The sequence below is a fragment of the Citrobacter braakii genome (genome assembly GCF_009648935.1).
Classification (GTDB): domain Bacteria; phylum Pseudomonadota; class Gammaproteobacteria; order Enterobacterales; family Enterobacteriaceae; genus Citrobacter; species Citrobacter braakii.
In genome coordinates this window covers 4,348,527-4,375,503 of sequence record NZ_CP045771.1, presented here as the reverse complement: position 1 = coordinate 4,375,503, position 26,977 = coordinate 4,348,527, and the positions used below count along the sequence as shown (strand labels likewise).

22 protein-coding genes and 1 pseudogene are annotated in these 26,977 nt (G+C 52.2%); 4 read left to right on the top strand and 19 right to left on the bottom strand.

The features are described 5' to 3' along the window. Positions 1 to 3: 3 nt before the first annotated feature. Entirely contained in the window at positions 4 to 1,920 is a 1,917-nt protein-coding gene (mngA, locus tag GFC06_RS20700) for a PTS 2-O-a-mannosyl-D-glycerate transporter subunit IIABC (RefSeq protein ID WP_019076294.1), read from the top strand. A 24-nt stretch (positions 1,921 to 1,944) separates the two neighbouring features. Then, a complete protein-coding gene (gene mngB, locus GFC06_RS20695) occupies positions 1,945 to 4,578 on the top strand; it encodes a mannosylglycerate hydrolase (RefSeq protein WP_153690600.1) in 2,634 nt (877 codons plus the stop codon). 53 nt (positions 4,579 to 4,631) lie between these two features. Here mngB and GFC06_RS20690 read toward each other — a convergent pair whose 3' ends face one another. From GFC06_RS20690 to otnK, 8 genes are read right to left on the bottom strand one after another with little or no spacing between them, the layout of a single operon-like run. Beyond that, a complete protein-coding gene (locus GFC06_RS20690) occupies positions 4,632 to 5,285 on the bottom strand; it encodes an aspartate/glutamate racemase family protein (protein WP_016152288.1) in 654 nt (217 codons plus the stop codon). After that, positions 5,282 to 5,701 carry a GlcG/HbpS family heme-binding protein gene (locus tag GFC06_RS20685; RefSeq protein ID WP_016152289.1) on the bottom strand — a complete coding sequence of 140 codons (420 nt, stop codon included), beginning with the start codon at positions 5,699 to 5,701 and terminating at the stop codon, positions 5,282 to 5,284. Before GFC06_RS20685 ends, GFC06_RS20690 begins: the two co-directional genes overlap by 4 nt. Before the next feature lie 5 nt (positions 5,702 to 5,706). After that, complete coding sequence (locus GFC06_RS20680) at positions 5,707 to 7,053, bottom strand: bile acid:sodium symporter family protein (RefSeq protein ID WP_153690599.1); 1,347 nt, start codon at positions 7,051 to 7,053, stop codon at positions 5,707 to 5,709. 21 nt (positions 7,054 to 7,074) lie between these two features. Then, a complete protein-coding gene (locus tag GFC06_RS20675; protein WP_049269273.1) occupies positions 7,075 to 7,887 on the bottom strand; it encodes a BKACE family enzyme in 813 nt (270 codons plus the stop codon). Positions 7,888 to 7,915: 28 nt separating this feature from the next. Beyond that, a complete protein-coding gene (locus GFC06_RS20670) occupies positions 7,916 to 8,692 on the bottom strand; it encodes a hydroxypyruvate isomerase family protein (protein ID WP_141874984.1) in 777 nt (258 codons plus the stop codon). Continuing rightward, positions 8,673 to 9,479: a DeoR/GlpR family DNA-binding transcription regulator gene (locus GFC06_RS20665; RefSeq protein ID WP_046274719.1), complete on the bottom strand. Its 807-nt coding sequence runs from the start codon at positions 9,477 to 9,479 to the stop codon at positions 8,673 to 8,675. The genes GFC06_RS20670 and GFC06_RS20665 overlap by 20 nt, the downstream gene beginning before the upstream one ends. A 9-nt stretch (positions 9,480 to 9,488) precedes the next feature. Next, entirely contained in the window at positions 9,489 to 10,133 is a 645-nt protein-coding gene (gene otnC / locus GFC06_RS20660; RefSeq protein WP_016152294.1) for a 3-oxo-tetronate 4-phosphate decarboxylase, read from the bottom strand. Next, entirely contained in the window at positions 10,130 to 11,386 is a 1,257-nt protein-coding gene (otnK, locus tag GFC06_RS20655) for a 3-oxo-tetronate kinase (RefSeq protein WP_153690598.1), read from the bottom strand. The genes otnC and otnK overlap by 4 nt, the downstream gene beginning before the upstream one ends. 372 nt (positions 11,387 to 11,758) lie before the next feature. On the opposite strand from otnK, the gene GFC06_RS20650 reads away from it, so the two are divergent. Beyond that, positions 11,759 to 12,652 (top strand): PocR ligand-binding domain-containing protein, encoded by an 894-nt coding sequence (locus GFC06_RS20650; protein WP_016152296.1) that lies wholly within the window; start codon positions 11,759 to 11,761, stop codon positions 12,650 to 12,652. On the opposite strand, the gene cobA is transcribed toward GFC06_RS20650, so the two are convergent. Continuing rightward, positions 12,631 to 13,419 (bottom strand): uroporphyrinogen-III C-methyltransferase, encoded by a 789-nt coding sequence (cobA, locus tag GFC06_RS20645; RefSeq protein WP_053090133.1) that lies wholly within the window; start codon positions 13,417 to 13,419, stop codon positions 12,631 to 12,633. The genes GFC06_RS20650 and cobA overlap by 22 nt on opposite strands. 406 nt (positions 13,420 to 13,825) lie before the next feature. Between cobA and GFC06_RS20640 the strand changes: the two genes are divergently transcribed. Further along, positions 13,826 to 14,728 (top strand): LysR substrate-binding domain-containing protein, encoded by a 903-nt coding sequence (locus GFC06_RS20640; protein ID WP_047359471.1) that lies wholly within the window; start codon positions 13,826 to 13,828, stop codon positions 14,726 to 14,728. A gap of 82 nt (positions 14,729 to 14,810) precedes the next feature. Here GFC06_RS20640 and cobO read toward each other — a convergent pair whose 3' ends face one another. The 10 genes and pseudogenes from cobO to glmS all read right to left on the bottom strand — a co-directional run bounded on the left by cobO (position 14,811) and on the right by glmS (position 25,964). Continuing rightward, complete coding sequence (gene cobO, locus GFC06_RS20635) at positions 14,811 to 15,413, bottom strand: cob(I)yrinic acid a,c-diamide adenosyltransferase (RefSeq protein ID WP_016156012.1); 603 nt, start codon at positions 15,411 to 15,413, stop codon at positions 14,811 to 14,813. A 9-nt stretch (positions 15,414 to 15,422) separates the two neighbouring features. Further along, positions 15,423 to 17,075, bottom strand: a complete 1,653-nt coding sequence (locus GFC06_RS20630; RefSeq protein ID WP_153690597.1) for a class I fumarate hydratase — start codon at positions 17,073 to 17,075, stop codon at positions 15,423 to 15,425. Positions 17,076 to 17,133: 58 nt separating this feature from the next. Beyond that, positions 17,134 to 18,135 carry a glutaminase A gene (gene glsA, locus GFC06_RS20625; protein WP_016152301.1) on the bottom strand — a complete coding sequence of 334 codons (1,002 nt, stop codon included), beginning with the start codon at positions 18,133 to 18,135 and terminating at the stop codon, positions 17,134 to 17,136. 148 nt (positions 18,136 to 18,283) lie between these two features. Beyond that, positions 18,284 to 19,565, bottom strand: a pseudogene (locus GFC06_RS20620) (dicarboxylate/amino acid:cation symporter); the annotation flags it as partial. 168 nt (positions 19,566 to 19,733) lie between these two features. Further along, complete coding sequence (locus GFC06_RS20615) at positions 19,734 to 20,051, bottom strand: DUF4387 domain-containing protein (protein WP_016152303.1); 318 nt, start codon at positions 20,049 to 20,051, stop codon at positions 19,734 to 19,736. Then, positions 20,048 to 21,418 (bottom strand): acyclic terpene utilization AtuA family protein, encoded by a 1,371-nt coding sequence (locus GFC06_RS20610; RefSeq protein ID WP_016156013.1) that lies wholly within the window; start codon positions 21,416 to 21,418, stop codon positions 20,048 to 20,050. The genes GFC06_RS20615 and GFC06_RS20610 overlap by 4 nt, the downstream gene beginning before the upstream one ends. A gap of 3 nt (positions 21,419 to 21,421) precedes the next feature. Further along, positions 21,422 to 22,663 (bottom strand): methylaspartate ammonia-lyase, encoded by a 1,242-nt coding sequence (locus tag GFC06_RS20605; protein WP_016152305.1) that lies wholly within the window; start codon positions 22,661 to 22,663, stop codon positions 21,422 to 21,424. Continuing rightward, positions 22,663 to 24,108: a methylaspartate mutase subunit E gene (locus tag GFC06_RS20600; protein WP_153690596.1), complete on the bottom strand. Its 1,446-nt coding sequence runs from the start codon at positions 24,106 to 24,108 to the stop codon at positions 22,663 to 22,665. Before GFC06_RS20600 ends, GFC06_RS20605 begins: the two co-directional genes overlap by 1 nt. 18 nt (positions 24,109 to 24,126) lie before the next feature. Beyond that, the gene (gene glmL / locus GFC06_RS20595) at positions 24,127 to 25,515 is read right to left on the bottom strand and encodes a methylaspartate mutase accessory protein GlmL (RefSeq protein WP_047497777.1); all 1,389 of its coding nucleotides are present in this window, start codon (positions 25,513 to 25,515) and stop codon (positions 24,127 to 24,129) included. Continuing rightward, positions 25,515 to 25,964, bottom strand: a complete 450-nt coding sequence (glmS, locus tag GFC06_RS20590; protein WP_016152308.1) for a methylaspartate mutase subunit S — start codon at positions 25,962 to 25,964, stop codon at positions 25,515 to 25,517. Before glmS ends, glmL begins: the two co-directional genes overlap by 1 nt. Between the last annotated feature and the right edge of the window lie 1,013 nt (positions 25,965 to 26,977).

Sequence of the window (26,977 nt, the reverse complement as noted above, 5' to 3'; positions counted from 1 at the left end):
ATGATGAATTTGACAATACTGTCCCACCCTCGCGCAGTCTGTGTGCAGGCGAGATTTACCGATCGTGACGATGCCATCCGCCAACTTACGCAGCGGCTGACCGAATTAGGCAAAATCACCGATGCCGACGCTTATCTGGCGGAAGTTTTTCACCGCGAATCGCTGGGACCTACGGCGCTTGGCGAAGGATTGGCGGTACCGCACGGTAAATCGTCGGCCGTGAAAGAGGCGGCTTTCGCGGTGGCGACGCTGAGTGAACCGATGGACTGGGAAGGTATTGATGGCCCGGAGTCTGTTGAACTTATTTTTTTGCTGGCGATCCCGCCAGATGAAGCCGGTTCGACTCATATCCAAATCCTGACCGAACTGACCACCTGCCTTGCGGATGAGGATCTGCGTGCTCGCGTGATGGCAGCGACCAGCGCCGAAGCGGTGCTGGCGGCATTAGTGGTCGAAACACCGCCGCAGGCCGCAGTGGCGACGGCGGATGCGCCAACGATTGTTTGCGTTACCGCATGTCCGGCGGGCATTGCGCATACCTATATGGCGGCTGAGTATCTGGAGAAAGCCGGCCGACAAATGGGCGTTAACGTGGTGGTGGAAAAACAGGGTGCCAATGGCATTGAAGACCGCTTAACGGCTCAACAACTGAATGATGCGCGCGCCTGCATTTTCGCCGCAGAGGTCGCTATTAAAGAAAGTGAACGTTTCAACGGTATCCCGGCGATCTCCGTTCCGGTTGCCGAACCGTTGCGCCACGCAAAAGCGCTGATTGAACAGGCGTTAGCGCTGGAGCCTCTGCAAAGCCAGCGTGTTTCTCAGCCACAGACAGAGGTGAAAAAGGGGCTGAAAACCGACCTGAAACAAGCACTGCTGAGCGGAATTTCGTTTGCCGTGCCGTTAATCGTCGCCGGAGGGACGGTACTGGCGGTGGCGGTATTGATTGCACAGATTTTCGGCCTACAGGATGTGTACAGCTTAGAGAAATCCTGGCTGTGGATGTATCGCCAACTCGGCGGCGGGATGCTGGGCACGCTGATGGTTCCGGTACTGTCGGCCTATACCGCTTATTCGCTGGCGGATAAACCAGCGCTGGCTCCAGGCTTTGCGGCGGGTCTGGCGGCGAACTTAATCGGCTCGGGTTTTCTTGGCGGTGTTGCCGGTGGCCTGATTGCCGGTTATCTCATGCGTTGGGTGAAACAGCATCTGCGTTTAAGCAGCAAATTCAATGGCTTTTTAACGTTCTACCTCTATCCGGTGATTGGCACGTTGGGCGCGGGTAGCCTGATGTTGTTTGTGATTGGCGAGCCTGTCGCCTGGATCAATACCTCGCTGACGGCCTGGCTAAATGGGTTATCAGGCACCAACGCGCTACTGCTCGGTATGATCCTGGGCTTTATGTGTTCGTTTGATCTTGGCGGTCCGGTCAATAAAGCGGCGTATGCCTTTTGTCTGGGCGCGATGGCCAACGGCGTATTCGGTCCCTACGCAATTTTCGCTTCGGTAAAAATGGTTTCTGCTTTTACCGTCACCGCCTCAACCATGCTGGCGCCACGCCTGTTCAAACAGTTTGAGATTGAGACCGGTAAATCCACCTGGCTGCTCGGCCTTGCCGGGATTACCGAAGGCGCGATTCCGCTGGCGATTGAGGACCCGATTCGGGTGATTGGCTCTTTAGTGATGGGGTCGATGGCGACCGGAGCCATCGTTGGGGCCATGGGGATTGGGCTTTCGACCCCTGGTGCCGGGATTTTCTCGCTCTTTTTACTTATCCCCGCAGACCTAAGCGCGGTGATGGCCGCTGCGGGCTGGTTTGGCGCCGCGCTAATTGGGACGATTATCTCCACGGCGATTTTACTGCTCTGGCGTCGTCAAGCGGTTAAACAGGGGAAATACGTCACCGATAGCGTGATGCCGTAAGCACTTACTCAACAGGAAATGACGATGAAAGCAGTATCTCGCGTTCACATTACGCCGCATATGCACTGGGACCGTGAGTGGTACTTCACCACCGAAGAGTCGCGTATTTTGCTGGTTAACAATATGGAAGAGATCCTGACTCGCCTTGAGCAGGATGCAGAGTACAAATATTACGTGCTGGATGGTCAAACGGCGGTGCTGGAAGACTATTTTGCGGTGAAACCTGAAAACCGGCAGCGGGTTAAAGCGCTGGTGCAGGCTGGGAAGCTTATTATCGGCCCCTGGTACACGCAAACGGATACGACCCTCGTTTCCGGTGAGTCAATTGTCCGCAATCTGATGTACGGCATCCGCGATTGTATGGCCTTTGGCGAACCGATGAAGATAGGTTATCTACCTGATTCATTTGGGATGTCCGGGCAGATGCCGCATATTTATAATGGTTTTGGTATCAACCGGGCTCTGTTCTGGCGTGGGTGCTCTGAACGTCATGGCACCGATAAAACCGAATTTTTATGGCAAAGCGCTGACGGTAGCCAGGTCACGACACAGGTGTTGCCGCTGGGCTATGCGATTGGTAAGTACTTACCCGAGGATGAGGCCGGGCTGCGTAAGCGACTTGACGGCTACTTCGAGGTGCTGGAGAACGCCTCGGTGACTAAAGAAATCCTATTACCCAACGGGCATGACCAGATGCCGTTACAGCAAAACATCTTTGCGGTGATGGATAAACTGCGTGAAATCTACCCGCAGCGAAAATTTGTCATGAGCCGCTTCGAGGAGGTTTTTGCTCATATCGAAGCGCATCGGGAGACGTTGGCTACCCTGCACGGCGAGTTTATCGACGGTAAATATATGCGCGTGCATCGTACGATTGGCTCCACACGAATGGATATCAAAATTATCCATGCGCGTATTGAGAATAAAATCGTTAACCTGCTGGAACCGCTCGCCACGCTGGCCTGGAGTTTAGGTTTTGAATATCACCACGGTCTGCTGGAGAAAATGTGGAAAGAGATTTTAAAGAATCATGCCCACGACAGCATCGGCTGTTGTTGTAGCGATAAAGTGCATCGTGAAATCGTTTCACGCTTCGTGCTGGCCGAAGATATGGCCGACAATTTGATTCGTTTTTACCTGCGTAAAATCACTGACAACATGGCGCACAGTGAAGAAGACAAGCTGGTGATGTTCAACCTGATGCCCTGGCCGCGTGAGGCGGTGATCAATACGACCGTACGTCTTCGCGCCAGCCAGTTCCGCCTGCTTGATGGCAGAGGAAATGAAATCCCTTATTTTATTCGTGGCGTGCACGAGCTTGATCCTGGTCTTATCGACCGGCAAATCGTCCATTACGGCAACTACGAGCCGTTTATGGAGTTTGATATTCAGCTCAACCAGATTCTACCTTCGATGGGTTACTGCACGCTGTATATCGAACCGCATGTTGCTGGCCGTCAGGCGATACCCGCTCCGGCGACCCAGGCACTGTTGGAGAACGCGTTCTGGCTGATCGATCTCAATGACGATGGAACGCTACAGCTACGCGATAAGGACTCAGGGATTGTTTATCAACGCGTACTGGAGATTGAAGAAAGCGCCGACGACGGGGATGAGTACGATTACTCCCCCTCGCGCGAGGATTGGCGCCTCACGTCTGCGGGCGTTGCGTTTGAGCATGAAATTATCCGCGAGGGATGGCAAGACCGGGCAATCATTCGCTATCGGATGGCGGTTCCGGCGGATCTGGAGGCGCGCGCGTCACGTCAGCGCAATGGTGAAGTTAGCATCGAAATAGGTGTTACGCTAAGCCATAACAGCCGGCGGATTGAGGTTGATATTCGCATTGACAATCAGGCTGACGATCACCGAGTTCGGGTGCTTATCCCCACGCCATTTCACACTAATGACGTGTTGGCTGATACCCAGTTTGGTTCGCTGCTGCGGCCTGTTCACGATGAAGCGATGGCCAACTGGCAGGCTGAGGGATGGAAAGAAGCGCCGGTGCCGGTCTGGAATCTGCTCAACTACGCCGCGCTGCAGGAGGGGCGTCATGGACTCGCGGTGTTTAGCGAAGGATTGCGCGAATTTGAGGTAGTAGGTGAGGAGAAAAAAACGTTTGCTCTGACGCTGCTCCGTGGCGTCGGCTTACTCGGAAAAGAGGATCTCTTATTGCGTCCCGGCAGGCCGTCAGGCATAAAAATGGCGGTACCGGATTCCCAGATGCGGGGCGTGCTGCACGGGCGCTTTTGCCTGTTTAGTTATAGCGGGACGCCGCTTAACGTTGGCCTGGCTCAGCAGGCGCGTGCCTGGCTGACGCCCGTCCAGTGTTATAACAAAATCCCGTGGGATGCGATGAAGCTCAACAAAGCAGCGTTTACTGTTCCCGATAGCTACAGCCTGTTGAGTATGTCACCGGTTGGCTGTCAGCTTAGCGCGCTAAAAAAAGCAGAGGACAGAGATGAAATCATCCTGCGTTTATTTAATCCCTCTGACAGCGTCAGCTGCGATGCCGCCGTGTCGTTTAGCCAAAGCGTAATGCATTGCCGCGAAACCGGTATGGATGAAATACCCGCTGGCGAGCAGAGCGATGCGAAGGGGATTAACGGCGTGTTTCGGCCAGGGCAGTCGCGGACGTTTAGTCTGAAACTGGCCTGAAAGAAGTGATGAGTCAGCGCCAGCAATCTTATGCTGGCGCTGACCGACCGCTATCAGGATGATGCCAGTGTTTTCAACCAGCGAATTCCGCTTTCCGGCGAGGTCATTACCGGCACCGGCGGGGAAGGGAGCTGCTGTAAAACGCGCGCCATCGAGGCTTGCGCCAGCATCACAACATCCGCCTGGGTAAAGGCGCTCTGTAACCCTTCACTGACGATACGGTCATGAGTATCCATGTCTCCCGCCAGCAGCGCGTGGAATGCCTCCTCCATTAATATAGGCGTGATGGTTCGCGATTTACCGCTCTGCTGCACTTTGCGCTGTACGTAATCCAGCGTTGGCTTCAGCGTGGTTGCCACGGTCGCCAGTACGGCGATCCGCTCACCTTTTTCAATCGCCTCTTCCACCATTGCGCAGTCAATGCGCGCGAGCTGCAGTGGGGTCATAAACTGGCATTGCTCCACCGCAGTACCAATTGAGGAGCAGGCGGTAATAAAGATATCGCAGTCCGCCTTTTCGGCAATATGTACATAATCGGCGATGCGGGCGGCAATATTGGGCGTCACGCCCTGGGCCTTCATTACCTGCTTGATCATGGATTCTTCCACCAGGTGCATGACTTCCACATCCGGCATGATGTCGGCAATCAGCTGTTGCATCATCGTAAGCGTGGCGGCACTGGTATGCAGCATGGCGACCTTTTTCATTGGGCAATCTCCTTAAGTAACGTTTCCGCGACGGCCAGCGCCGCATCATGATCTTCCTGCGCGGATAAACCGCCTACCGCGACGGCCCCAAGGCATTTTCCTTGGTGCAGAATTGGGATCCCGCCCGGCAGCGCCGTAAACAGCGGGTCAGCAAAATAACCGATATCCAGTTGCTCTTTCTGCAGGCGCTGTAAAAATGCCTGCGTGGTGCAGCCCAGACGGCTACTGGTGCGTGCTTTGCGCTGGGTTAATTCGATGGTTAACAGTTTGGCGTTATCCATCCGCGCAAAGCTGAGTAGTTCGCCATTGGCGTCGCATACGGCTACGCTTAACGGGCGTTTTGCGTAACATGTTTCGGCAAGGTCGAGCGCAGAGGCCACGGCGCGCAGGGCATGCCCCAGAGTGAGAGTTGTCATCGTGATTATCCTTTTGACAGATTTTCGCAAGCGGGTTGAACGGGATCTTTGGCTGCGGCGGCCTGCGCCTGTCTGGCGTCTTTCTTGCGCCAGTAGTTCGCGAGCAGCGAGCCGCTGACGTTGCCAAGTGGAGTCATCACCGCCGAGGCCAGGCCAACCGTTGCCAGTTTGCCCATCGCTGCGGCAAGCCCGGACGCCATGCCGCCGTTTTGCAGGCCGACTTCAAAGGCTACGGTGCGTGCAGACTGTACGTCCATGCGGAAGATCCAGCGGCTCATCAGATAGCCAATCAGGAAGCCGCCGAGGTTATGCATCAACATGGCGAAGCAGAGCAGGAAGCCGACCTGCACCAGGTTCTCGCGCCCGGCTGCGGCTGCGGTGGTCGTAAAGAAAATGATCCCCATCATTGAGATGGTCGGCATGATTTTCTTCACGCCCGCCACGCGGCCATACAGCCAGTTGTAGAACAATGCCCAGACGAGACCGCCTGCCACGAAGTTGAGCACCACCGCGTACATTTGCGCGTCGGCGCTGGCGTGACCAAACAGCGCGTCCCAGCCGCCAGCAATCATATACAGCAGCCAAAGAGCGCCGATCCCGGCCAGCATCTTGACGACACGGCGTCCGCGCACGCCCGCATAGGTTTTCAGATAGTCATGCAGAATTGCCGCGCCGATGGGGATCAATACGATTTTCACCACATCCATTACCATTGCGGTGAGCTGGATATCGATCATCGACCCCGCCAGCAGATTAACCCACAGCGGCGTCATCACCGTCGCCGCCAGCGTTGAGACTGCGGCGATCGAGACCGCCAGCGCCAGGTTGGCGTTCGCGATATAGACCATGACGGTAGAGGAGAGTCCGCTTGGGCAGGCGCCAATCAGCAGAATCCCGACCGCCACCTCAGGCGGAAAGTTAAAGATAAGCGTAATGCTCAGGCCGAGCAGAGGCATGATGACGAAGTGGCAGAAGGTGCCAATAAACACCGCCCACGGCATTTTGGCGACGTCAATAAAATCCTGGATCGTTAGCTTAGTGCCCATGCTAAACATGGTGGCCTGAATGACGAGGAACACGATCCATTTATGGGTGATATTGAAACCGCCCCAGACGATCAGATCCGTAGACCAGGTCATGGCGGCGACAAATCCGGCGATGATCCATAGCGTAAATTGATAGCTGCGTAGACCCGGCCAGTAGCCTGCACCGGCGGCGAATCCGGCGGTGAACATCACCAGCCCGGGCTGCCAGAGCGCCGCGGACTGGATTAGCGCACCGATAATCGCCAGCGCCGCGCCCGCAACGCTGACGCCGAGTCCGGTTTTGTGAATAACAGTGGTCATAGTCATGTTGAAATGTCCTTGCTGTTGTTATTGCTGCCGGGATGGAATAGATAACATGTGCCGCGCAATTTCTGGCGTGGCGACTTTTTTATCCATGCTGCGAATGAGCGTGGCGAGTTTGGCAACCTGCTGGTAATTATGCTGTGCTTTTTCTTCAGCGCTTAAATAATAGCTATCCTCAAAGCCGATTCGTACTTCACTGGCCCCCATGCCGACGGCGGCGGCAATAATATCGAAATTCTTTCTGCCAAAATGAGTAATACCCCATAAGGCATCGCGCGGGATCATGCTACGCAGAGCAATTAAAGCGTCAATGGTTGCTGGCGTACTGCCGCGATGGCCGAGGACGATATTAAAGAGCATGGGTTTTTGGAATTTTATTTTATCTTCAAGGTTCAGGATGTTATTAATCATGCCAATTTCAAAAACTTCAAACTCGGGAATAATATTGCGCTCGACTATTTGCCGGGAGCAATATTCCACGTCCGGACCGGGATTAAAGTACACCGCATCTCCGAGGTTGACGGAACCGACGTTCAGCGAAGCCATCTCTACGCCGGGGCAGGAGAGTGGCGCGCAGCGTTCGGCGATGGACATTGAAGAGACGCCGCCGGTAGATGCCTGAATAATCAGGTCTGAATGGCGCATGACGCTATCAATGGTCGCCTGAAAATCGGTGGTATCCGGCGTCAGGCGACCCTGTTTATCGCGAACGTGTAAATGCACGATGGACGCGCCATGCTCTACGCTGGCGAGTATTTCCTGCGCCAGTTCTGCGGGTATAACTCTGGGGCAATCCGCGGCAACGGGTGCCAGCGAAATAATAACAGTATCCGACATATTTTCCTCCGGTACAGAGATATTTAAATTATAGGTAAGGCTTTATCCAGTTTAATGAGTCGGGCCCTGATGTTGATGGTTGATATTCACAGCCAATCCAGCCCTGGTAATTCATTTTTCTAATAAAATCGAATAGCCATGTTTCATTTAATTCACCTGTTCCCGGTTCATGGCGATAGGGGACAGAAGCAATTTGAAAATGTTTAATTAAGGTGAAGTAGCGTTCAATATTTTTTGCCACATTGCCATGAATTTTCTGACAGTGGTAAATATCAAACTGTAAACCGATATTTTTCTTGCCAACCTCTTGAATAATAGATTCGGCCAACGGAAAGCTGTCAATAAAATAACCGGGCATATCCTGCGAATTTAACGGTTCAATCAGCACATCGATTTCCGCTTCAGCCATCATATCGCAGGCGATACGCAGCCGGTTGGCCAGGAGAGTGCGCTGAGCGTGAAGCGTCAGATCGTCGCAGCGCGAACCGGCCATAACGTGAACCCGACGACAGCCCAGCGCCGTGGCGTAATCACGCGCCACGTTGAGGCTATGGTGAAATTCCTGGTCTCGACCGGGCTGTGCGGCTAGTCCCCGCTCACCTTGTGCCCAGTTACCCGCCGGTGCGTTCATCAGCACCACCGGCAGGGATGTTTCCCGCTGTGCAGCGTGCAAATGCGCCAGCGGGTGCTGCCAGAGAAATAGCCCTTCAACGCCGCGAAAACCAGCCGCCTGCGCCGCCGCAAATCGCGCCGCTATCGGTAAATCTGTAAACAACCAGTCGAGGTTAGCCGCTAACTTCAGCATGGCGCGCACCCTCCCGGTTATCAACCAGATGCAGCTTAACGCCTTGGCTGGCAAGAGTTTGCTGGGCGTTTTCTGGTAACCGGTTATCAGAAATAATGTCGGTTAACTGTTCCAGCCCACAGATATGGAACATGCCGTATTTGCCAAACTTACTGCTGTCGCAGACCAGCACCCGACGCCGGGAAACGGTGAGTACCGCTTCTTTAACCGAGGCTTTCCCTTCGCTCGGCGTCGACATGCCGCGTTCGGTATCCCACGATGAGGAGCTCAGAAACGCCACGTCAATATTAATGGTGCGCAGAAAACTGGCGGCGCTTTTTCCAAGGCAAGAGCGGTTACGCTGATCCACCAGACCACCGGTGTGATAGAGCGTGATGTGCGGCATATCCATCAGATAGTGGCTGATGGAAAAATCGTTGGTTACTACCGTCAGATTGAAACAGTGGCTGGCGGCGACCGCTTTCGCCACTTCAAACAACGACGTTCCGGCATCCAGATACAGCGTTTGTCCGGGCTCAATGAGCATGGCGGCGAGCTGGCCCATTTTACGTTTCACGTCATGATTCAACTCGGCTTTTTCCCGCCATGGCAGCTCGGATTTCAGCAGGTTATTGAGCTTCACTCCGCCGTTAATGGCGATAACTTTGCCTTCTTCTTCCAGCAACTGGATGTCGCGACGCACGGTCATATGCGACACGCTCATCAAATCTGCCAGTTCATTAAATGAGGCGGCATTTTTTTCGTGCACGTAGCGGTAGATAAAATCACGTCGTTGCTCGGGGATCATTATGTCACCTCACGCTTGCCGGGAATGTTCAAGTTCGGCCACCGCTTCTTCTGAGAGCGGAACATAGCCAAGCGGTTTTAACGTCAGCCAGATGCGGGCGCTGTCTTCCAGTTCTTCGGCGTTAAACACCGCCTCACGCAGCGAGCGACCGCTTACTACCGGCCCGTGATTGGCCAGCAGCGCGGCCGTATGGTCTGCCGCGATTTCACTCAGTGCGCTGGCAATGCCTTCATGGCCAGGCTTGAAATAGGGCAGCAGCGGTAACTGCCCGACGCGCATCACATAGTACGGTGTTAACGGCGGCAGGCAGTTTTTCGGCGTGGTGCACGGCAAGCAGGAGAGCGCGGTCAGCCATGGAGAATGCAGGTGCACGACCGCGCCGCAGGATGGCCGATGTCGATACCACGCCAGATGCATGGGCACCTCTTTTGAGGGTTTGTCACCGCTAAGATGAACGCCGTTGGCATCCAGCCGACTTAGCGTGGCAGGATCAAGCTCGCCCAGACAAGAGTTGGTCGGGGTCACCAGATAGCCGCCATCCGGCATTTTGACGCTAAGATTGCCGGAACCGCCGCTGCTGTAACCGCGCATAAACAGGGAACGGCCATAGTGGACGAGTAGTTCGCGCAGTTGGTGTTCACTCACCGAATTCATAATGCGTACTCCTGGGCAGTAAAAAAGAAATCGTCGTCACCAAAGTTGCCTGACTTCAGCGCCAGCGCCAGACCGGAGGAAAATACCCACGGCACGCCTGGCGCAATGGCTTTGCCGACGGACAGACGCTTCACCTGCAAGGCTTCCACAACGGTGCCGGAGGTTTCTCCGCCCGCGACGATAAAGGTGTTTACACCCGCAGTCCGTAGCTTTGAACTCAGCCGGGCAAAAGCGTGTTCGATTGCCTGGCTGGCGGCCTGTTCGCCGTGCTCCTGTTGAATACGTTTGAGTACGTCTGGCGGCTGGGTGGCGTATATCAGTGGCGCTAATGAGTCGCTGATATGCGTCATCGCCCAGGCGCTCAGTTCATCGGTGTAGCGTTCGGCATCAGACAGGCAGCGGGACACATCAAGCAAACGAGACGCTGCCGCGGCCTTATAGCGATTAACCTGACGATTGCTCATTGCCGAACAGCTACCGGAGAACACCACCGTTTTGGCAGGCAGTGGAAAAGAGTCCGGCGGCATGGATTGCTGGCCTCCGCTGCAGGCGGCCAGCGCGCCGCCGAGCCCGGAGCCCCCGGCTAACAGAGGGCTGGCATGGAGAGCTTGCGCCAGCGTGTTGAGATCTGCTTCATCCAGCGTATCGACGATAACGTGACGCGTACCTTCAGCCTGAAGTTGGGCCAGGGCGTAAGTGACCGCTTCCACACCTTGACGCAGGGTCGTGAGGTTGATGCAACCAACCGCGCCTGGCGTTTGCGCGCTCAGCAGGCGCGGCAGGCTGGCATCGTTCATTGGATTGAGCGGATGCTTTTCCATCCCGGATTCGTTAAGCAGTACACCGTGTACAAAAAGATGACCATGCACCACCGTGCGTCCGTTTTGCGGCAGAGCGGGGCAGTGGACGATCAGCGGAACCTGCAGGTCGTTCATCAATGCATCGCTGACCGGGCCAATATTGCCTGTTGGCGTGGAGTCAAACGTCGAACAATATTTAAAATAAATCTGGCGGACACCTGCATTTTGTTTCAGCCAGCGGGCACAGGACAGGGATTGGGTGACGGCCTGTTCTGCGGGTAATGAGCGGCTTTTCAGCGAGATGACGATAGCGTCAACCTCTTCATTCCAGCATTGCGCGGTATCGGGCATACCGGGCAGAAGCGCGACGCGCCACCCCTGCTGCGCCATAAAGCTTGCAATGTCCGTTGCGCCGGTAAAATCGTCGGCGATAACGCCTGTGGTGACGGCCATGGATCAACTCCGTTCAGATTGTTTGCTAATTGAACATATTATTCAGGAGGGCCTTTCACATTCACATGATGATTATCACAAATAAGCACATCATCAATTCAGATTAAAAACGGGTAATTTATTGAAAATAATGAGGTTAGGTGTTGAGCGTTGCGAAAAGAGTCTCACAAGAGAGTGTGAAGATTCGTTAATCTTTGAGAAAGCTGAGTCGGTGGTGTGCTGCAGAGTATTATCGTGGTCGCTATAATTTTCTTGCCAATTGATCATAATCATCTGCACAAATGAGATTATTTTTTGCGGTGAGCATCATTCTTTCCTGAGGCTAATTTTTGCATATTAGCGGCCTTAATATTGTTAATGCCGGAGGATAACGTGCCGCTGAAAATCCAGGATGACTATTTACACCGTTTTTTCTCTATCGCAGAACTCTTCTCCCGAGCCACTGGGTTAGCCACAGTCGTCGTTGATATTAACGGTATAGCGTTGTCTGAATGTCATAATTTTAATTCGTTTTGCACATTAATGCGTGCGGATGAGCGCTATCGAGCAGGTTGCCAAAAGTGCGACAAGTACTGTGCTTTTGAGGCATTAAAACAGCTTAAACCCAGAATACTCACCTGTCATGCAGGGCTAAGCCTGTTCTCGATGCCATTAATTCATGAGGGACACCTTTACGGTTTTATTATCTGCGGGCAGGTGCGGGTAAAGTATCAGGAATATAAAACTATCGCTATTGATAACAAAAACTCATGGATTAATAACCCCGAAATTAAAGCTGAGTGGGGCCAGTCTGCGATGGTGGATAATAATGTACTGGTGGCGTCAGCAAATTTGTTAAGTTTTATTGTTGATAATTTTGAGAAAGAACAATTGATCTCTGAGAAGATTGTAGTTCCGGCAACCCGTTACGCTCATCATTATTTCACTGAGCCTTCACGTCACGAGAAAAAACTTATGGCGGCGCTGCGTTATATTGACGAGAATTTGTATGGTGAATTGTCTCTGGAATCTGTCGCGGCTCATGTGTGCTTAAGCGCGAACTATTTCAGCCGGTTTTTCAAGAAACGCCAGGGTGTTAATTTTAAAACCTGGGTGAGTCAGAAAAAAATGCAAAAAGCAGGGGAGTTATTACACGATCCGGTTCATTCCATAGACAGTATTGCCAGGAAATTGCAATACGCGCAAACCAGTTACTTTTGCCGCGTTTTCCGGGCGGCGCATCAAACGTCGCCCCAGTCTTTTCGTCACGCCAGACTTTCGCAGTAAAGATTGTCTGGCAGCGTGATGGCTTCAGGTATAAAAGAGAGCCGATCGCTCAGGGTCACCACATCTCCGATTACAATCAGCGCCGGTGGAACAATATTAGCTTCCTGCGCCTTGCTCAATAATGAACCGAGCGTGCAGGTCAGGCGGCGTTGATTTTCTCGGGTCGCGGACATAATTAGCGCGGCGGGCGTGTCTGCTGATTTCCCGCCCATCAACAGCTCTTCACAGATAAACGCCAGATTGGCGATACCCATGACGATGACCAACGTGCCATTAAGTTTCGCCAGTTGACGCCAGTCCTGCTGCTGATTGCCTTCCCGCGTGTGGCCAGTCACCACGTGAAAGCCGGAGGCAAAATCGCGATGCGTCACCGGGATACCGGCATAGGTCAGGCCGCCAATCGTAGAACTAATACCCGGTACAACTTCAAAAGGGATGCCCATTTCAACCAGATCCTCAACTTCTTCAGCCCCACGGCCAAATACATACGGATCGCCACCTTTGAGGCGCACAATGTTGTGGTGTGTTTGGGCATACTGGACCAGCAGTGCGTTGATTTCACCCTGAGGAACGCAATGGAAGCCTGGATTTTTGCCGACATTGATAAGCAGGCAGTCAGGTAATGCCCATTCTAAAATTTTAGGATTGACCAGCCGATCGTAAATAATGACGTCGGCCTGTTTAATGCAGATCATTGCTTTGAGGGTCAGTAATGAAATATCACCAGGACCTGCTCCAACGAGCCAGACCTTTCCGAAAGTTTTCACAATGTGTCCTTTATCACGTCTGTCAAAAAAATGGCACAAACGACATCAATAAATGATTAAAAGCAGTCGTTTGCCCGTAAGTTATAACGTGAAATTATCCAGGATTAGCGCGTGGATAATATTGATTAATCTCGCAAAGTTTTTTCTGCAATAAACAAGAAGACTTGAAAAATTATTAAGAACTTATTGGCACTATTTACTTAAGTTTAACCTTATTTAAATTGTGTTTATTGTTGTGCTTGAGTATTATTGGTTAATATTTATCCGCCATCAGTGTGAGCAAATCATGGATTGGATCAATGACATCAATGGAGAAAATAAAATATAACTCTCGGTGCTTATCTGGGTGCCTTGAATTATTTTTTATAAATTAAACTATTTTTGTACGCTGCATATGGAAGAGGTTATGAGAGGAAAAATACCCAAGACGGAGTTGCTGGTAACTTTTGAAGTGGTTGCGCGTCACGAAAGTTATACCAGGGCAGCTGAAGAGTTGGCGTTAACACAAAGTGCTGTTTTCCGCCAGGTGAATGCACTGGAGGATTTTCTTAATACCGCGCTATTTAATCATGCCAAAAAACGTATTTTTTTAAATGCGGCCGGCAAACACTATTTAAGTATCGTTAAAGAAACGTTAAATAAACTCGAGCGCGATACGACCACAATAATGACCTGGCAACCGACCGTACAGGTTATTGAGCTGGCGGTAAATCCGACGTTCAGTACGCATTGGTTGATCCCCAACCTGCGCGAGTTTAACAAACTCAATCCTGATATTATCGTGAACATCCATTCGCTGGCGAATATCGGTGATTTTCTTAATCGTGAGTATGATGCGGCAATTATGCGCGAAGATTTCTACTCACCGTGGTCAGAGGTTGAGTACCTGTTTGAAGAGGAAATTCTGCCAGTTTGCAGCCGCTGCCTGCTGGCCGAACCGGAACGGAAACTGTCAGTCCACGAACTGCTGAACGAATACCCGCTGTTGCACCAGAGTACGCGAATCAAAGGCTGGCAGGAATGGTTTGCGCTGTCCAACGTCAGCAGCCCGCTGGTAAATAAAGGCCCGAGATTTGATCTGTTGTCGATGTTGATTGCGGCGGTCCGTTCTAATCTGGGGGTTGCGCTGCTTCCTCGTTTTGCCATTCAGCACGATCTGGACAATGGTGATATGGTCATTCCTTGCGATGTTCCGATGCGCACCGGGAACCGTTTCATTATGACGTGGCGTGAAGAGAAATCGGAGTCTGCGCATTTACAGACATTTCGTAACTGGTTGCTCAGTAAGTCCGTGGTGTCGGCTGCCTGATGGTGGTTTGCGCTTTATCAGGCCTACAACGATTGGTAGGCCGGATAAGACGCGTTAGCATCGTTATCCGGCAAAAGAACGGCTACCAGTCGATTCCAATCTGTGCCTGAATCCCGCGGTCAAACGCGTGCTTGACCGGGCGAATTTCACTGACCGTATCGGCCAGTTCCAGTAACAGCGCATGGCATCCGCGCCCGGTCACGATGACGCTTTGCTCCGCAGGGCGATTTTCGATGGCGCTGATAACCTCCTGGGTGTCCAGATAGTGGTAAGCCAGCATGTAGGTAAGCTCATCCAACACCACCAGATCGTACTGCGGATCAGCCAGCATGCGCTTACTTTCCTGCCAGACTACCGTTGCCGCCTCGATATCCGCTTGCCGATTTTGGGTTTCCCAGGTAAATCCGGTGCCCATAATATGAAATTCGACACCGAGCGGTTGCAGCGTGTTGTACTCGCCATTATCCCACTGGCCTTTAATAAACTGCGCGATGCCAACGGTTTTTCCGTGACCAACCGCGCGCGTTGCCGTACCAAAGGCTGCGGTGGATTTTCCTTTACCGTTGCCGGTGAAGACAATCAGGATCCCTTTCTTCTCCGTTGCCGCCGCCACGCGGGTATCAACCTGTTCTTTCAGTTTCTGCTGACGCTGGCGGTGTCTGTCATTATTGGCTCGCGCTTCCATGGTGACTCCTTAATGTCCTGCCGGACAGGTTGCGCAGCGATGCTGCTGCTCAAACTGGCTAAAGAAGTTATTGCCTTTATCATCCACTAATACGAAGGCCGGCATATTTTTAACTTCCATCATCCACACCGCTTCCATTCCCAGCTCGGGATATTCAAGGCAGTGCAGGCTCTTCACGTACTGCTGCGCCAACAAGGCTGCGGCGCCGCCAATGCTGCCAAGGTTAAAACCACCATGTTTGCGACACGCATCCGTGACTTGCGCGCTGCGGTTGCCTTTCGACAACATGATCAGACTGCCGCCCGCGGCCTGGAAAGCATCGACGTAACCGTCCATGCGCCCGCCGGTTGTGGGACCTAGCGAACCGCAGGCCAGATTACTGGGGGTTTTAGCCGGGCCCGCGTAATAGACGATATGGTTTTTCATGTAATCTGGCATTGGTTCGCCGTTATCCAGGCGCTCTTTGATTTTGGCATGCGCGATATCGCGAGCCACAACAATCGGGCCGTTTAACGATAAACGCGTCCCAATTGGCAGAGTGGTGAGATCATGCAGGATCTCGCGCAACGGACGATTCAGATCCAGTTGTACGGTCTGGGCGCTATTTTCTACCCGCTGTGAATCGGGAATAAATTTGCCCGGATTATGCTCGAGTTTCTCCAGCCAGATTCCGTGTTTGTTGATTTTGGCCTTGATGTTGCGGTCGGCTGAGCAGGAGAGAGCCATGGCGATAGGGCAGGAGCCGCCGTGGCGTGGCAGGCGGATCACCCGGATATCGTGGGCAAAGTATTTGCCGCCAAACTGCGCGCCGATGCCAAACTCGCGGCTGGCGTTGAGCAGCTCGGCTTCCAGCGCTGTATCGCGGAATGCCTGACCCAGTTCGTTCCCGCTGGTGGGCAGGTTATCGTAATATTTAGTTGAAGCCAGTTTGGCAACCTTCAGCGTCTGGTCGGCGGACAAGCCTCCAACGACGAAAGCGATGTGATACGGCGGGCAGGCGGCTGTACCCAGTGATTTCATTTTTTCGATCAGAAACGCGGTGAGCTTTTCCGGCTGCAGAATAGATTTGGTTTCCTGGAACAGCGCCGCTTTGTTAGCAGAGCCGCCGCCTTTGTTGACGAACAGGAAACGGTATTCGTTACCCGGCGTGGCGCTGATGTCGATTTGCGCCGGCAGGTTAGTCTGGGTATTGACCTCGGTATACATGTCCAGCGGGGCATTTTGCGAGTAACGCAGGTTGTTTTCAGTGAAGGTGGTGTACACGCCTTTGCTTAATGCTTCTGCGTCATCGCCGCCGGTCCAGACATGCTGTCCTTTGCAGGCCACAATGGTTGCGGTCCCGGTATCCTGGCAGTTGGGCAGGACGCCTTTGGCCGAAACCTCAGCATTGCGTAGCAGTTGCAATGCGACGTACTTATCGTTACTGCTGGCCTGCGGATCGTGCAGAATGCTGGCTATCTGTTTTAAATGTCCGGCGCGCAGGAAAAATGAAGCCTCATAAAATGCCTGCTGGGCTAATAAGGTTAGCGCTTCTGGCGCAACCTTAATCACTTCCTCTCCGTCTAACTCCGTTACCGCAACGTGCTGGTTACTCAGTAATTCATATTCGGTATTATCTTTACTCTGAACAAAGAGTTCCTGCCAGACAAATGGTTTAGACATGTTTACATCTCACCTTTTAGTTAATATGTCGGATGGCGCTCACGCCATCCGTAATTGCTTAATGCGCTAAAAAGACATTGGCTTTTGTCGCTTCGGCGACATATTCGATCGTTTTCTGGGCGCGAACGCTGTTACCGGCTTCATCCAGCGGCGGAGAATAGACGGCAATCGCATATTCGCCCGGGACAACGGCGACCATGCCGCCGCCGACGCCGCTTTTTGCCGGGATGCCCACGGTGTAGAGCCATTTACCGCTGCCGTCGTATAGTCCGGCAATCGCCATTTCTGCCAGCACCTGCGGAACATATTTTTCATTCAGCAACTGCTTGCCGTTGAATGGAGATTTGCCTTTGTTCGCCAGTACCGCCCCCATTTTGGCCAGTTGCTCAACGGTGATATCCACCGAGCACTGACGGGTATAAATTTCGACAGCTTCGTCGGTATTGCCATAGAAGCTGTTATAGGATTCCATCAGCTTCGCCAGCGCCTGATTGTGCTGGTTGGTTTCCATCTCGGATTTAAAGACCGGCTCATTAACCGTGAGCGTGGCGTCGGCCCAGACGTTCAGGTTGTCGAGGATTTTGTTCCAGCGATCGGTTTTGTCTTTAGCTTCAATCAGGCTAACGGTGCTCATCGCCCCGGCGTTTACCAGCGGGTTCTCAGGTGCGCCTTTGGTCAGCTCAACCGCTAAACCGGAGTTGAAGGGCATGCCAGTGGCATTGGCCCCGAGTTTATCCAGCACCACCTGAGGGCCGTGCTGTTCCATGGCGAGCGCCATGGTGAAGACTTTGCTCAGGGATTCCATGGGGAAGGGTTTGTTAACATCGCCAACCTGGTAGATCTTGCCGTCCACCGTGGCAATGGTAATGGCAAAGTTATTCGGGCTGTAGGTCGCCAGGGCAGGGATGTAGTCGGCGACTTTTCCATCGTGGTTACTTTTATATTTTTGATGTGCCTGGTCGATAAGCTTTGCGTAATCCGGCGTGGTTTGCGCGAGAGTCGTTGCGCTGAACAAAACGCTGAAGGAAAAAATACTCACGCCGAGAAGAGTTTTAGTCATGGTGCAATCCTGTTGGTGTACTCATCATGGTGCCGGATGGCGGTGTACCGCCTTATCCGGCCAACGGATAGTGAAACGTTATGCAGGCCGGATAAGCGCAAGCGCCATCCGGCAATAACGTCGTATCAGGACAACGCGACTTCTGTTTCGGTAACCGGACGTTCTTGTTCCGGGGTCTTCACTGGCGCAGTGCCACGACAACCCTGGCCGAAGTGTTCACCTTCCCAGCGACTTACAATGGCAGCACCCATTGCGTTACTCATGACGTTGGTAGCAGAACGACCCATATCGAGGAATGGATCGACGCCCATCAACAGGATCAGACCAGCTTCAGGAATGTTGAACTGGTTCAGGGTTGCGGCGATAACCACCATTGATGCACGCGGTACGCCCGCCATCCCTTTAGAGGTCAGCATCAGGATTAACAGCATGGTAATTTGCTCGCCCATGCTCAGCTCAATGTTGCACGCCTGAGCAATAAAGACGGTGGCAAATGAGCAGTACGCCATGGAGCCGACCAGGTTAAAGGAATAACCGATAGGCAGAACGAAGCTGGCGATTTTTGAAGAAACGCCGAATTTTTCCAGCTTGTCCAGGGTGCCCGGGAAGGCGGCTTCTGAGCTGGAGGTAGTAAAGGCCAGCAGTGCAGGCTCGAGGATTGATTTGGTCAAACGCGCGATGCAAGGCCCGACTATCATGGTTGACAGGCCAATCAGGATTGCCCACAGCATACCCAGGGTCAGATAGAATTCACCCATGAAGATCCCGGCGCTGACCATTACACCCAGACCACGTTCGGCAATCAGACCAGAAATAGCGGCAAAAACGGTCAATGGTGCAAACAGCATGACGTAGCCCGTCAGCTTCAGCATCACGTGTACCAGTGAATCCAGAACCTTCACGATAGGCTCGGCTTTTTCACCAATTGCGGCCAGGCTGCAACCGAGGAAAATTGAGAACACCACGATCTGCAGAATTTCGTTACGCGCCATCGCATCGACAATACTGGTCGGTACCGCGTGCGAGATGAACACTTTCAGCGTGAATGGCTCTGACTGAACGGCGGCAACGGCCCCGACGTCATGTGGCACGAAGTTGATCCCCGCGCCTGGCTGGAAGATGTTAACGATAACCAGACCCAGTGCAATTGACACCAGAGAGGCGCAAATAAACAGGAAGAAGGTTTTCGAAAATATACGTCCCAGCGTTTTGGCATCGCCCATTTTGGCAATACCAACAACCAGAGTTGAAATAACCAATGGCGCGATAATCATTTTTACCATGCGTAAGAATATGGTGGTAAAAATAGAAATATCTGCTGCATAGGATTTTGCTGTTTCAGCCGCGGCCATATTATTTATGGCCACCCCGGCAATCATGCCGAGTATCAGGCCTAATATGATCATCTTCGTTAAACTTATTTTCTTCATGTGTACTCCATCGGATAAAGGCTGGTAATTTGAATTGTGTAGGGTGGCGTGCGCCTGAGCCTGGACAGCAGCTCAGACGCACGCCTGTTGTGACCAACCGCATGAATAATTCGAAGCACTGTGATACCGCTGAATTCAGTGCTCCAATGGTTGTTATTGTGTGTTTTGTTACAAGTCGAACTCAATACTTAATAATGGAGCGTGTTGCTGAGCACCATAAACATCATTGTCACCGACGTTGCCGGAAATAATATCGCGCGGCATGACGATTTTTACGGCATTCGCCGGATCGAACCACACGATATTGTGAATGAAGTCAGGTTCAACATTATATAAACTGGCAATAAGCTGCGGCGTTAATTGCTCGCAGGCTTTTACCCGCTGATAGTCTTCCCTGGTTTTAAATAAAATATCTAAAACCAGTTCGTACGGTCCGGCGTTTTTGGAGCGAATAACCTGCGCCAGTGAACAAATTGAGTGTTTCATGCCTGAACTCCTTCTGGCGTCACCTGTTCAATGTGGAAATCAAATCGCAGCGCATCGCTCGCTTCAATCAGGTGATAGATCGAGAACTCATACACCGGTCCACTTTGAATATCAGATGGCGAGAACGGGAAGGCGAGGTTGCCCGCAGTCGCAATGCGATTTTCATAGCCGTAGTGCAGCAGGGTAGAGCGTACCAGCGAGCAAACGCTGTTGGCGATATCCTGCGTCGGCGCAACGACATCCAGTAAAATCCCCAGCTCATGACCGGCGGTTTTCATCGGTTCATGGTTGCCCATCACACCGTTCTTACCATACAGGTGGAACGTCATGCGGATACTGTCGTCATTCAGTGAGAGGTTACGCGCCACGCTTGCTTGTACCTCTTCGAGAATGGTGTCAATCCCGGCAATCATAATTGGGTCGCGCGTTCCGGCGATGGTCAGGCAACGGAAGCCAACCTGACGCGCGCCTTCCAGTTTCAACGCATACGGTGTTTCTTCATGACGTGAACCACTGACATACACTTCGCCCTCGTTAACCTGGGTAAAGGTGCACGCTTTCAGGTTCAGCACGCCGCCTGGTCCTGGCAGGAAGTACGGATCGGACTTCTCATACAGGGTGTGCGCCGCAGCGGAAGTTTCAGTGAACTTACGCTTGGGATTGAACGCCTTCAGCGTAAAGCCGTTGTCATCAATGATCCCCATCGCACAATCTGAGCCGGAGCCAGGGGTGGCAGCAATGGCAGCACACTCAAGGATCTTCCCGCAATGAAGTGCCAGACCTTCATCAAAGCCCTGCATTATTGGCAGCGCGGCGAAGCAGGCCGGATCGTAGGCACGTCCGCCCAGAACCACCTGCGCGCCAGCTTCGAGCGCACGCTGAAAAGGCTCGACGCCCATCTGCGCGACAATGTAGGTGCTCTCTTCAATTGCATCGTGAGTCAGTTCAGGCACAAAATCGAGCGCGGTGATTTTGCCGTTATCCAGCGCCTGATGAACGATTTCTTTGTCGACATCAGACGGGATTAACGCCATTGAGAAGGACAGTTTTTCTTCCTGTGCGATCTCATGGATTATCTGGCGACACCACTCCAGATGCGGAGCTGCGCCAGAACCACCGGCCGTGCCGATCACTACCGGGATGTTGTTCTTCACGCCTGCCACGATCATATAGCGCAGATCGCGTTTCACACCGGCCCGGTCGGTAAAGGGTTTACCCGCCCCCAGATAGTGGGGGCCTGGATCGGAGGAACCTGCGTCAACAGCAATAAGATCCGGTGACTCTTCCATGGCTTTACGAAAACTTTCTTCCGGGAAGCCATAACCCAGGATAGCCGTAGGCGATAAGATCTTAAATGTGCGTGCCATCTCTTAATCCTTAGTTTGCAACAGCGCGATGGTGCGGTTCATTTCGTTAAACACGATGTTGAGACCTTCATCGAAACCCATACCCGGCTTGATCAGCATGCGCATTGGACGCGCAGCCAGCGCGACGTGTACGCAGGTACGCGCACTGATTTCCGTTTCGTTACAGGTACCACCCTGATAGGCTTCCATTCCGTGTTTGTTGCAATACAGCACCGCATCAACGATGTTGTGAATACCGCCCAGATCCGGGGTCTTGATCTGCACCATGTGGCAACTGCCCGCGTCGGTGAAGTCCACGATATCCTGATAGGTGTTACACCATTCATCCGCAACAATTTTCACGCCGGAACCCAGACGGGTAAGCTCCTGAGTGATCTCGGTGAGCATGCGGATCTGATCCGGCTTGTTACCGGCATCTACCGGGCCTTCAATGTACAGCGGCAGGCCTTGAGCTTCGGCTTCCAGGCTGGCGATGTATTCGGCGCAACGCACCGGATCCATATCGAAGATCAGACCGATGGTGCCGTAGACATCAATATGCAGCGTCGGGTGATAGGTTTCGTTGGTGCGCAGGCTCAGGATGCGGTTTGATAACCAGCGGACGTACTCACGCAGTTTTTCGCCTTTGAAGCCCAGCTTCTCTTCTACGTTATTGATCAGCGCATGCGGCAGGACGTCCACACCTTTGAGGATCATCTTGTCGACAGCGATATAACGGTCGTCGCCGCTCTGGCCAAATAATGGAATGGCTTCCGGGACGCACGGCAGTTGCCATTCATCACAAACCACTTCTGCTTTCAGACGACCGGTAGCCAGTGCCGCCGCGTCGAGCAGCGCCTGAGACAGACCATAACGTACGGCGGTATGCAGCAGATGGCCGTCAATACGCAGTTCGTCAAAGAAACGGGCGTTGGTCAGGAACGAATCAACGTCGCGGCCTTCCAGCAGCGGTTTGATGTGATCGTTGAGGAACGGAATGAAGTTTTCAGCCAGGAACAGCGGATCGCGTCCACCTGCACCTGAATATTGCACCGCTGCACAATCGCCCACTGCTACTGCGCCGTTTTCCAGAATCAGCTGTACGGATACGCATTCACCCGCCTGACGAACAGACGTAAATCCAGGCGTTACCGGAGCGCCGGTATAGATAAACCCGTCATGACCGGCGCCGTTTTTGATGGCCTGCTGATCGTCAAAATAAAATGAGGAGTAGCCAGCTGTGAAAAGGGCCTGTTTAATTTTCATTATGGTCTTCCTATTAATTTACTGTGGGATACGGCGTTGATGTCATCAATGACCATCTGGAAAGAAGGCTTGCGGCCTTCGAAATGCGCGCGCTCTGCGACGTAGTCGTGGTGCAGGGCGAGAATGTCTTTCGGCAGCGGAACGGATCCGGCTTCGAGAATACGGATGGCGCCTGTGTTATCGCGAACAGGCAGGATCTTACCGGCGTTACAGGCGGCGGGCGCGAAAGGTACATCCAGTACGCCTGCTTCAAAGGCCAGCACCGTACCGCGCGCAATGTCGCCATTGCCCAGTTCGAAGACTTTCTTCAGCACCGCGCGGACTTCGCTCTTAATCAGATCAACTTCCTGCTCCACGGCAGCGCACTGCGGGAATTTCTGGTCGCTGACCATGTTGAGCATCTGGCGCGAAGCTTTCAGACCCTGGGCGTTCGCTGCCGCCGTTGGGATACCGAACGCTTCGTGCGGGCTTTTGGTGATCACTTTGGTGGCACCTGACATACCGGCAACCGCTGCGCCCCAGGCGATAACGGAGAAGGCTTTTGCTTCATCTTCCGGGAATCCGCCCATCCACTGGTGGAAAACGGTACTCAGTTCGTAATCGTCGAAGCCGTGGTTATGGAAATATTCGTGGGAAAGTTCACGCAGCGACTGAATCGCTGCAATATCCTGCGTCAGGCTACCGACCTGGCCGTAGCCAACGGTAATTGACTTCACGCCTTGTTCCAGAGCCAACAGACCTTCGATAATCGCCACCGAGTGGGACATAAACGGCGGGATCAAGGTGCCGGTCAGTGGGCCAAACGGTTCACGGTTGATACGAATACCGTTCTCTTCGTACATGCCCATCAGGCGGTCGCAGTACTGCCAGTCGCGGATGGATTTTTCCAGAGTGACACGTTTAGCGTAAGGAATGTTGTAGGAGATGCCGCCGCCTTCGTAGCTGGTAAAGCCACTGGCCATGGCGATTTCCGCCAGCAGGCGCGCATCCGGCGTGCCGTGACGAACCTGGATCGGTTTTTCCAGCGCTTCAGTCATACGACGGCAGGCAGCAACCCCGTGATTGACGACCGGTAAACCATTCAGCTTAGAAGTACCTGCTTCGATAGATTTCTGGATCCCGACGGCGGCTTCTTCATAGCGGTTCAGACGGGTATAGGCATCGATAGTACTCGGCAGGAGGTCGCACTCTTCCTGCAATGTTTTGAGCAGCGCAATATGCTCATCCATTAATGCTACGCCTGCGCGCGGCTGGCTCAGGGTTTTCCCTTCCTGATCGGCCTTCAGCAGAGCAAGGGAGAAGCGCTTATTATCCGGGATTGATTGCTGGTACTTCACGCCATCTTCGAAGTTCTCAACGTCTTTGCCGGTTTCCCAGGTTTGTAATACCTGATGCCTTTCGGTCATGAATTCGTCATGGGTCAATTTTTTATTTCGAAGTTCCATTCGTAGCTGCCTTAAGTTTTATAGGGTTAAACACTGAATGCTGGTGCGAGCAGCGGCTTGCGGGTACAGCCTGGCGACGTTTGCCAGTAGCGGGAGCAGGCCATTTGAATCGCGGTAATACTCAAACTGATTCGGTAACAAAATTCTTTTACCCTGGTCGTCCAGCTCCCGGTATTTGAGCCAGCTATGGATATCGAACTGGCTGGCGCGAGAGAGCCATCCCCCTGAACCGACGACTTTGCGTACGGTGGTGAGATCGCGACCCATCTGTAAATCCACGTTACCCACGCAGGTGCAAACCTGCTTTTTAGTGCCCGCGTGGCGCTCAGCGGCATAGCCCACGCACAAACCTGCCAGCAGGGTGTCGAAATACTTCTCCTCCTCGCTGAGTGGCAGGTAATCCGGTTGCCCAACCAGATGACGTAGGTAGCGGTAAAACGCTTCCTCGCGCTGCGGTTGTTGGGCGAAGATGACTTTCACCATATCCTGCGTGCTTTCTCCCACCACGACGGCGGAAACGCGCATTCCCAGGTCGCCTTCAACGGTACGTTTGACGAACGGTTCAGGAACACCATGCAGGACGGTATCGGGGGAGAGGGTATTCGCGCTGGCCGAATAGACATCCGTGGTGGCTCCGCCCATATCAATCAGCATGAATTCCTTCCATGCGCTGTCGTAATCGCTAATGGCTTTGACTAACTCATATACCGTCCATGGCGTCGGCATTGGCTCTTCGCCGGTTTCGCCGACGATGACGTCCAGACCTTTACCTTTGACAATGCGTGACAAGAACACATCGCAAATCGCCTGGCGCGCGGCAAACGGATTCGGGTGATCGAGGTCAGGCAGAATGTTGTCTACCGTGGTCAGATCTTTATGTCCCAGAATCGTTTGTATTTCGTCCTGAATGTCCCGATTTCCGGCGTAGATAATGGCGCAATCAAGCGTTGAGCCTGCCAGCGCGTGCGCATTCGCCAGGCCGTAGCTTTCTTCGCCACCGTCTGTACCGCCGGTAAACAACAGAATGTCTGGCGGTGATGATTCCAGCTCCTGGATGTCATGCCGGTTCAGTTTGTACGAATAATATTGCGCGATTTTCGCTCCTGCCGAATGGGCGGTAACTTTTGCTGATTCCAGCGTAATGGAAGGCACCAGCCCCATTGCTGCAACGGCGAGTCCACCCTTGGCCGAGGAGGAGTATTTCAACTGCACTTCACCACTTTTCAGTAACGGGCGAGCATCGGCAACGTTCAGCACCTGATTCAGGCTGGCAAAAAAACCGTCTGCCAGATGATGTGTGGTGGTTGGGGTCAGGACATGGTTTACCAGGGTTAATTCCTCGCCTTCATGGGCGAAGAGGGCAGCCTTGGTCCATGTCGAGCCGATATCGACAGAAACTGTTTGCATCAGATAGCCTCTTCCAGGCAACGCTGCTCGAGGCCATTGTGTTGGCGAATATCATTGGTGATAAGCGCGCAGACATCTTCCAGGTCGTGGCTCGGTGCGAAGACGCGGTTAAAACCCATCTCCTTAAACTTCACTTCCACATCGCCGAAGTCATGTTTACCAACTACCAGGTTGCCGCCGACGTACAGCAGAATATCGCCGAGGCCGCGTTCGATGCAGCGCTCACGTAACCCGAGGCAGTCAATGTCGCCATGACCGTAGATAGAGGACACCACGATGGCATCGGCGCCTGTTTCAATCGCGGCATCAATATATTCATCCTGGCTCACCATCACCCCGAGGTTGATTACGTGAAAATCATGAGCAGTAAAAACGCGATCCAGAACTTTATTACCTACTGCATGGCAGTCAGCACCGATGACGCCAATAACAAGTGTAGATTTCTTCATGGGTAATCCTCTGTAGGGCTGATGGTCAATAAGTGAAAATTATTTTCTAATATTTAGAACATGGCTTGTGACAACCTCTTAATAGGGTCGGAGTTTCTGTGTAAGCGGAAAAGGAAGCAATTGATCTATTTTCAAAATATCCTGCGCAAAATGATTGTTATATTTTTTATTTGTAAAAACCCTTGTTTATCAGATGGTTGGGTGTTGTTTTTGCAGTTTTTTTTAATTTACCAGGAAAATGACGAATAAATGACTTGCCATGTTTGTGATCGAAATCTTATTTTGTTGTGCGCCTCATTTATGCGTCATTTTTTATAATTTAAAAAATTACCTTTACTAAATAACTTGTGAACGGGATAACGGTTTTTTATTTTTTAATCTTATATGACATAATTATATTTTGTTAAATTTAAGATAAAAATGATAATGAATTGTTTGTGGCATATTTAAACGTTGCCACATAAGAGAAAAAGAGAAGTGAGTGATAACTTTCAGTGATGCTTTAAGCGATACGCCTGCGCTGTGCTGAGGACGTCAAACCCAATGCGTCTGTCAATGAGGGACGCTTTCGCTTCCATTTGAGATAGTTACATCTTGGTGTTAATTATAAGTAAAATTTAAATGAATAATTTGTATGAAATAACAATTCCATGACTTGCTAAACAAAAAACTGTGAGCTACCCGGCAATAGTGACTCTTTATCTGCTGGCAATTTTGTCAGTCGGGCGGGTTAAAAGATCGTGTAGATTTAAATAAATATCCTATCATTTGTAGTAACGGCAATTACTCATTGAAAAACATACCGTTAACATGGCGTTCACTAGTCGCCTGACTGTTAAACACTATTAACATTAAATTTGAAAATTGATTTAAATCAATGTTTAAATCTTGGTAAACAGCCTCAAAAGAGGTTAAATTGCTGCAGATCAAATTGGTCTGAAAGTGATAAATTAGCTATAAATTGATCACTATCGAAAAATGCAAATTTACCTCGATAAAAACCTGTTTATTGT